Genomic DNA, 6583 nt, shown 5'->3' with positions numbered 1-6583 from the left:
GCGATGGCCTTCTGCAGCGCGGTGGCCAGCGGCTCCCACTTCGCGTACGCGTCCGGGAAACCGCTCAACTGGACCGCCTGCGCGGCCTGGGTCACGGTCATCGACTCCCAGCCCGAGACCTTGAGCAGCCCCTCGTAGAACTTGGTCGACGCGTACACCGGGTCCCGCACCTGCTCCGGAGTACCCCAGCCCATCGACGGACGCTGCTGGAACAAACCCAGCGAATCCCGGTCCCCGTAATCCAAGTTCCGCAGGCCCGACTCCTGGAGGGCGGTCGCCAGCGCGACGATCTGCCCGCGGACAGGGACCTTCATCGCCACCCCGGTGGCCTGGATCGTCCGCGCGTGCGGAATCTGCTCCTCCGGTTCCGGGAGACCGGTGACGGAAACGCCACCGCCGTCCCCGCCGTTCAGGATCGACTCCACCTGCGCGGCGACCGCCCCCGTATCCACACCCTGTGCATCACAGGTGGCCTGCGCGTTGGTGGCACCGACCAGGGCGACGGCGACCGGGGCGATCAGCAGCAGCGGAGCCAGCGCGACCCCGCCCGCAATCGCCCCGACCTTCTTCACGACCGCCCCGCCGAACGAGGCGACGGGCGTATCTGGGCATGCCGCATTGAGGCTCCTTGCATGTAGGCCGCCCGGCCCCGGCTTTCTCGTCGAAAAGGCCACCGGGAAACGGGCGGGTCAAAGAAGAAAGAGAAGAAGAGGGCGGGGAAGGTGTCCGGGAGCGGCTAACTCCCGGACACCGGGCCCGTCATTCAGAAGCGGCAGCAAGCCGCCCTCGTAATCTCACCCGCCACATAGGAAAAGTCCCTCCGCGATAGACCTGCGCCCTCGTCCTCTGGACGGGGCAGCACGCAACAGCACAGCTCAACCAGCCCCAGGCCAGGGCCCGGAGCGGCGAACACGAGGGGGACTGTAGGAGGGAAATCCGGCCGCACCAAACGACCCCGGAACCCCGGATCACGTCATTGGGTGCGGCCGGAAAAGACGGCTACCTTTCGCGGCCCCGCTCGCCCCGGACAGGGTGCTTGAGCGGGCCGCGCCCGCATGCGCTCATCGAATTGGCGGGCGCGCAGCCGTCTATTCCGGAGAGAAGAGAACCGTGCCGTACACGCTGCACCGAGGCGACGCGCTCACCGTCCTGAAGACCCTGCCCGACGATTCCGTCGACGCCGTCATAACCGACCCGCCCTACAACTCCGGCGGGCGGACGTCCTCGGAGCGCACCGCCCGAACCGCGCGGGCGAAGTACACGAGCGGGGATGCCGGCCACGACCTGGCGAACTTCCCCGGCGAGAACCGCGACCAGCGCTCGTACCGGGCGTGGCTGACCGACCTGCTCACCGAGTCCTACCGGGCCGCCCGGGAGCACGCGGTCGTGATGGTGTTCACCGACTGGCGGCAGGAGCCGACGACATCGGACGCGCTGCAGATGGCGGGCTGGACCTGGTCCGGCACCATCCCCTGGATCAAGCCCGCGTCCCGGCCGAGGAAGGGTGGGCCGAAGCAGGACTCCGAGTTCATCCTCTGGGGCGTCAAGGGCACCCTCGACAAGACCCGCGACCTCTACCTCCCCGGCCACTACATCGCCTCCCAGCCCCGCAAGGACCGCGTCCACATCACCCAGAAGCCCGTCGAGGTGATGCGCCAGCTCGTCCAGGTCGCCCGCCCCGGCGGCACCGTCCTCGACCCCTTCACCGGCTCCGGCACCACCGGAGTCGCCGCGCTCAAGGAAGGCCGGAGCTTCGTAGGAATCGAGCTGTCCGACCACTACGCCGCCGTCGCCGAACAGCGCCTGCGCGAGGCCATCCTCACCCGGGACGACCTCGACCTCGCCGGCCCGGAGCAGTGAGAAGACCCGCACCCCGGACCGGGGCGGATGGGAAGAGGGCGGCTGTCGCCACCCGGATCACCGGATGGAGGCAGCCGCCCTCAGTATGTGTGCGCCTCAGCCGGCCTCGACGCTCCGCCGGATCAGATCCCCGGCCCGCTCCAGATCGGCGTGCGATCTGATCCGCACCTCCAGGGCCCCCGTGCCGTGGAACCCGATGCCTCGGACATCGCGGGTGAAGCCCTCGACCAGCTTCACCGAGTCCGGATCTACCTTCAGAGTCACCACCAGCGCCCGCTTCCGGGGCTGCACCTTCACCGAGGCCACGTTCTTCATCCGCCGGTACGCGAAGTAGCACTGGAGGGCCTCCCGCTGAACCGAGCCCGACTCCGTCAGCACCGCGTCCAGATCCGCGAACAGGTCCTTCAGCTCCTGCGGCGCCGCGTCCAGATGCTGCTGCACCGTCTTGCCCCCGCCCGGGGTCCGCCTCTCCTCCGTCTCCGTCGGCGCGGCCGTCCCGGGAACGGCACGGGCGCGGGGAACAACGGGAGTAGTGGGGGTACCGGTGAACGAGGCCACCAGCCGCAGCGTGACCACGTCCTCGAACACCCGGTACGCCACCAGATCGATCCGCTGCCGGATCATCTCCAGCGCCACCACCGTGTGCGGCGTGAAATCCCCCGCCACGCACACGATCCGCGGACGGTTCCAGTCCACCGACCCCGCCGCCTCGGCGCCGAGTCGGTCCTGCACCAGGCCCTCGAACTCGGCGTGGCTGTCGTTCAGCCACGCCAGATACGACAGCGCCTGCGTCACGACCTCTTTGTCCCGGGTCCGCTTGTACTCGATGATCACCGGCGCCCCGGTCTCGTCCAGCCCCAGCGAATCGATCCGCCCCCGATGCCGCCCCGTCTCGTACTCCGACGCCAGGAACCGGATCCCCAGCATCGCCTCCATGTTCCCCTCGACCAGCGACTGCAGCTCCCGCTCCAGCGCCACCGACGAACCCGCCATCTCCACCGCACGCCCGCCATCCACACGGAACGCCTTCAGATCACCCACACGAACCCCCAGCCCATCGGCAGATCGACTAGGCAGAGAATCGCCCCGGACCAGCGGATATTCCGCCGACGCGGAATCGTGATCAGGAAGCTGGTGCGGCGTCCGGCTCGGAGAGGCCCAGGATCTCGTCCACCGACCTACCCCAGGTAGCCCATCGCTCAAGAGCTGCCCGGTCGATCAGGTGAATGTTGTGATCCTCGGCGAACGTCCGCCCTGGCTTTGGGAAGCCGCCGTTTGTCACAGCGATAACAATGTCGGCTCCGTGGGTCTGCCACGCCGTGCCGTTGAGCTGATGGATATGTCTGCTCGCAACGTTACGTCCTGATGTGCCCACATGTTTGCACTGCACCACCACCCGCTGCCCGGAGCGAGACACCGCGATCACATCGGCGCCCAGGTCCCCGGACCCTCCCGTGCCGCGTTGGATGTCGTATCCGTCCCGCTGCAGCAGCCAGGCTGAGAGTTCCTCGAACTGCTGGTGGTGCAGGGAATCGATCTGAGAGAGAGGCAGGCTCTGGGAGGTCGCCATGTAGGCGCGGGACTCGGCGTTGGTGAACACCAGACGGTGAACTTCATCTTGTTCCTCCCTCATCACCCGGTTTGACGCCCTCCTCGCCTTGCGGGCCTGGCCGTACCGTTTGACCGACTCGTCCAGGAGTTGCTCACCGTTGGCCTTGCGGCGGTGTACCGCTCGAAGTCCCCCGATACATCGATGAGCTGGTCATGGATCGCCCGAGCTTCCTGGGCGAGAACGTTGAGCCGCACGGCCTCCTCTTCGAGCCGTGCCGCCGTCAGGCCCGTGACCCGCTGCCAGCCTTCGCGCACGGGTGCCCAGAACTCTTTATTAACGTGATCCCCGAAAGCCCGGTCGTGCGCAAACCCCTGTTCCGCCTCCACCTCCGCCTGCCATGTCTCGATGGCGCAGACAACCTGCCACGCCAGTTTCTCCTCCTGGGACCAGATGAAGGCGGCCAGCAGGTCATCCTGACTCGCCTCGGCCAGAGCCTCCTGCATCAACTTGGTCAAACCAGAATCTGTGTAACAAGGAAGGGTTATATGGGGCGAAGGGTCATTGATCACCGAGATAGGTTACTCATCGGCACCGACAGCGCGGCCATCCCGTTTGCCGGGTGCGCGCGAAGGCCGGGGAACTTGCCTGGTCCTTGGTCAGGCACAGCCGGGAAATCCGGGGATGGGCAGCGGGGCCGGGAGCGGGTGTCGCGTCCATCCGGTGTCGTGGTCCCAGTGCAGGACGTGGGTCTCGTCCAGCAGGCAGCCGACCCAGACGCCGGTGATGCCGGCCGGTACGTTCGGAGACCGCTGTGGCAGTACGCCAGGGTCGGCAAGGCGGTACCACGCGGAGAAGCGCATCCGTGTGAGCCAGAAGAACACCTCGCGGTGCGGCCGGTCGGAAGCCGCGTTGAGCTTCGAGGCCAGGTCCTGGTGCAACCCGAACTCGACCTCCAGCAGTTTCACCAGCTCCGTTGAACCATCAGCGTCATCGATGGGAGGCGGTTCCGCAGGAAGCGGGGCCTGCCAGGTCAAGGACCGTGCGTAGGCGATCCACTCACTCACCTCCCGGCGGGCTAGTTCGGCCAGCTCGGCATCGGTGTGACGGCCGGGAAACAGTGCCCGCGTGACCTCGGCCCACTTCCGTTCGTCCTCGGCCCGACGGTCCTCCAGCAAAGCGAGGAAGCCCGGATCGAACGACCACAGCACCGGCCCTATTCGAGACGGTTCCGGGACTGGAGAGGGCGGTGCAGGCTTCCCCTGCCGCAGGTTCTTCTCAGCCTCCTTGGCCCAATGGCCCGGGTCGAAGGCCGGCATCTGGTCGTACCCGGTCATCAGACCAGCGCTGATGAACCCGGTGCCTGTGTTGCTGGGCAGCGAACAGCCGAAGCTCACCCCAGCAGCGCCCAGGATCCCGTACGGGCACCCCTTGTCGTGGAACAACTCCTCGATACAGGCCGTGCCGGGACCGAAGCCGGTCACGCCACGCCGTTCCAGCTCGCCCAGCGCCGGGCTGATGACGGTCAGGGCATCCTTGTAGCGGCGGCTCCCCTTGCGACCTCCGTAGGCCACCTTCGCCGTACTCTCGAACACCACATGCCAGCCCAGGCCCAACTCAGGCACCGCACGCTCTTTGAGGTTCGACTCCCAGGAATGCCTGTTTTGCTCAGCCACACTGCTGGTCACCAGCGTGGTATCAACGGCTCGATCAAGGCCGCACATGAGGTCGTAGCGGCCATTGGGATCCGTCCGCCGATCGTGGAACTCGCCACACCGAGGACAACGGTCATACGGTTCTACGGTCTCGCCCGTGACGAGCCGGAGAACGCCCGCCGTCCTCAGCTCCACTGAATTATTCGTTCGGCGCATGAGCCCCATCCGTATCGGTGAGCGTTTCCCAGGGAAGCGCTAGTGCTGTGACCGGGATGGTTCACCGTGGTCGGGAGACGGCTCACGAGACGAGCGCGTTCCGCGAGGCGACTGGTATTACTGGTGCATGCAGGAAGAGACCGCGCGGTCCGCGATCGACACGTTCATCTCCGCGTTCAACGCCTCGGACGACAGCTATGTGACTGCGCTGCTCTCCCAGGCCCTGACCTCGGATGTGGTCTTCTGGGGACCGTTGGGCCGCAGTGAGGGGATCGAGGCGGTCGAGCGGTTCGTGCTGGACATCCGGCGCCACCCCGCGGGGACCGGCACGATGGTGCGCTGTTCGGCGGTGGACATGCCGGACGAGTGGGCCCGGTACCAGTGGGTCTTCACGACGCCGGATGGAGGCCCCCGCCTGGCGGGAACGGACGTCGTCCATCTGCGGCGGAGCCTCATCGACCAGGTCATCGTCGTCGCGGGGGAGAGCGAGCCGTCCGCCTCCTGAGTCATTCTCCTCTGGCGCCGTCCTTCTCCTGAACCGGCCCCGTTCTGGGCTCCGGGTCTGCCCAGCCGAGATCATCTTCACAACGCTTCGGTCGTCCGCGCTTGGCCACGAGCGGACCGATGATGCGCTGTGGCTGTGTAAGTTCGCGGTTGGTCAGGCTGCGGTGTTGAGGGGGCGTCCGCCCCAGCGGATGCCCTTCCCGCTTCGGATGCGGGCGCGTTCCTTGCGTTCGGCGGCCAGGACGTCGCGGTGGCGGGCGTTGGCGTTGCGCCAGCGTGGATGGGCGTGCAGGGCTCGTGTCTGCACGGTGTGGTTGGGGTGGTTGGAGTTGGCGATGGTGAACTGCCTCAGCGGTCCGAAGTGGGCCTCGATGGGGTTGGTCCAAGAGGCGTAGGTCGGGGTGAAGCACAGCTCGACCTTGTGCTTTGTAGCCCAGCGGCGGATGTCGGTGCCTTTGTGGGCGGACAGGTTGTCCAGGATCACGTAGATGGGGGCGCCGTCGGGCCGGGCGGCGCGGATCGACTTGAGTGCGGCCAGCGTGTTCGCGGCACCTTTCCTGCGGCGGTTGACGCCCCACAACATGTCGTCGCCGACCGAGTAGCAGCCGTGGAAGTACCGGACTCCATGGGTGCGGTGGTAGGTGGCCGGCAACCGGTCGGAGTGCTTCCGTTCGGCCCAGCCCGAGCCTGCGGTGGGCCGGATCCCGAGTGGGCCGAACTCGTCGAACGCGAGGACCCGGTCGGGGGAAACGGTCCAGGACGTGCTCGATCCGGTCCAGCTTCGCCTCGCGGTCGGGGT

At 67.2% G+C, this 6583-nt stretch carries 7 protein-coding genes and 1 pseudogene; 2 read left to right on the top strand and 6 right to left on the bottom strand.

Annotation, left to right across the window (positions count from 1 at the left end; translation table 11 throughout):
* Positions 1–572: pseudogene (locus FF041_RS30475) on the bottom strand (hypothetical protein); the annotation flags it as partial.
* Between the two features lie 538 nt (positions 573–1110).
* On the opposite strand from FF041_RS30475, the gene FF041_RS30470 reads away from it, so the two are divergent.
* Entirely contained in the window at positions 1111–1860 is a 750-nt protein-coding gene (locus FF041_RS30470; RefSeq protein ID WP_323393162.1) for a DNA-methyltransferase, read from the top strand.
* A gap of 96 nt (positions 1861–1956) precedes the next feature.
* Here FF041_RS30470 and FF041_RS30465 read toward each other — a convergent pair whose 3' ends face one another.
* The 4 genes from FF041_RS30465 to FF041_RS30450 all read right to left on the bottom strand — a co-directional run bounded on the left by FF041_RS30465 (position 1957) and on the right by FF041_RS30450 (position 5097).
* Positions 1957–2901 carry a DUF5655 domain-containing protein gene (locus FF041_RS30465; protein WP_323393160.1) on the bottom strand — a complete coding sequence of 315 codons (945 nt, stop codon included), beginning with the start codon at positions 2899–2901 and terminating at the stop codon, positions 1957–1959.
* 82 nt (positions 2902–2983) lie between these two features.
* Positions 2984–3460 carry a restriction endonuclease gene (locus FF041_RS30460; RefSeq protein WP_323393158.1) on the bottom strand — a complete coding sequence of 159 codons (477 nt, stop codon included), beginning with the start codon at positions 3458–3460 and terminating at the stop codon, positions 2984–2986.
* A gap of 32 nt (positions 3461–3492) precedes the next feature.
* The gene (locus FF041_RS30455; RefSeq protein WP_153525768.1) at positions 3493–3927 is read right to left on the bottom strand and encodes a hypothetical protein; all 435 of its coding nucleotides are present in this window, start codon (positions 3925–3927) and stop codon (positions 3493–3495) included.
* A 141-nt stretch (positions 3928–4068) separates the two neighbouring features.
* Entirely contained in the window at positions 4069–5097 is a 1029-nt protein-coding gene (locus FF041_RS30450) for a hypothetical protein (RefSeq protein WP_153525767.1), read from the bottom strand.
* 310 nt (positions 5098–5407) lie between these two features.
* Between FF041_RS30450 and FF041_RS30445 the strand changes: the two genes are divergently transcribed.
* Positions 5408–5785 (top strand): nuclear transport factor 2 family protein, encoded by a 378-nt coding sequence (locus FF041_RS30445; protein WP_153525766.1) that lies wholly within the window; start codon positions 5408–5410, stop codon positions 5783–5785.
* 153 nt (positions 5786–5938) lie between these two features.
* Here FF041_RS30445 and FF041_RS30440 read toward each other — a convergent pair.
* Positions 5939–6583: transposase (locus FF041_RS30440; RefSeq protein WP_153525825.1), on the bottom strand; the 645-nt coding region annotated here is incomplete at its 5' end.

The sequence above is a fragment of the Streptomyces jumonjinensis genome (genome assembly GCF_009600885.1).
Taxonomy (GTDB): domain Bacteria; phylum Actinomycetota; class Actinomycetes; order Streptomycetales; family Streptomycetaceae; genus Streptomyces; species Streptomyces jumonjinensis.
Note: the sequence above shows the minus strand (reverse complement) of the source record. Positions and strands in the feature narration are given on the sequence as shown.

What these genes read in the sequence shown, in the direction of transcription:
- FF041_RS30445 (WP_153525766.1), top strand. Translation starts at nt 5,408, where the DNA reads ATGCAGGAAGAGACCGCGCGGTCCGCGATCGACACGTTCATCTCCGCG.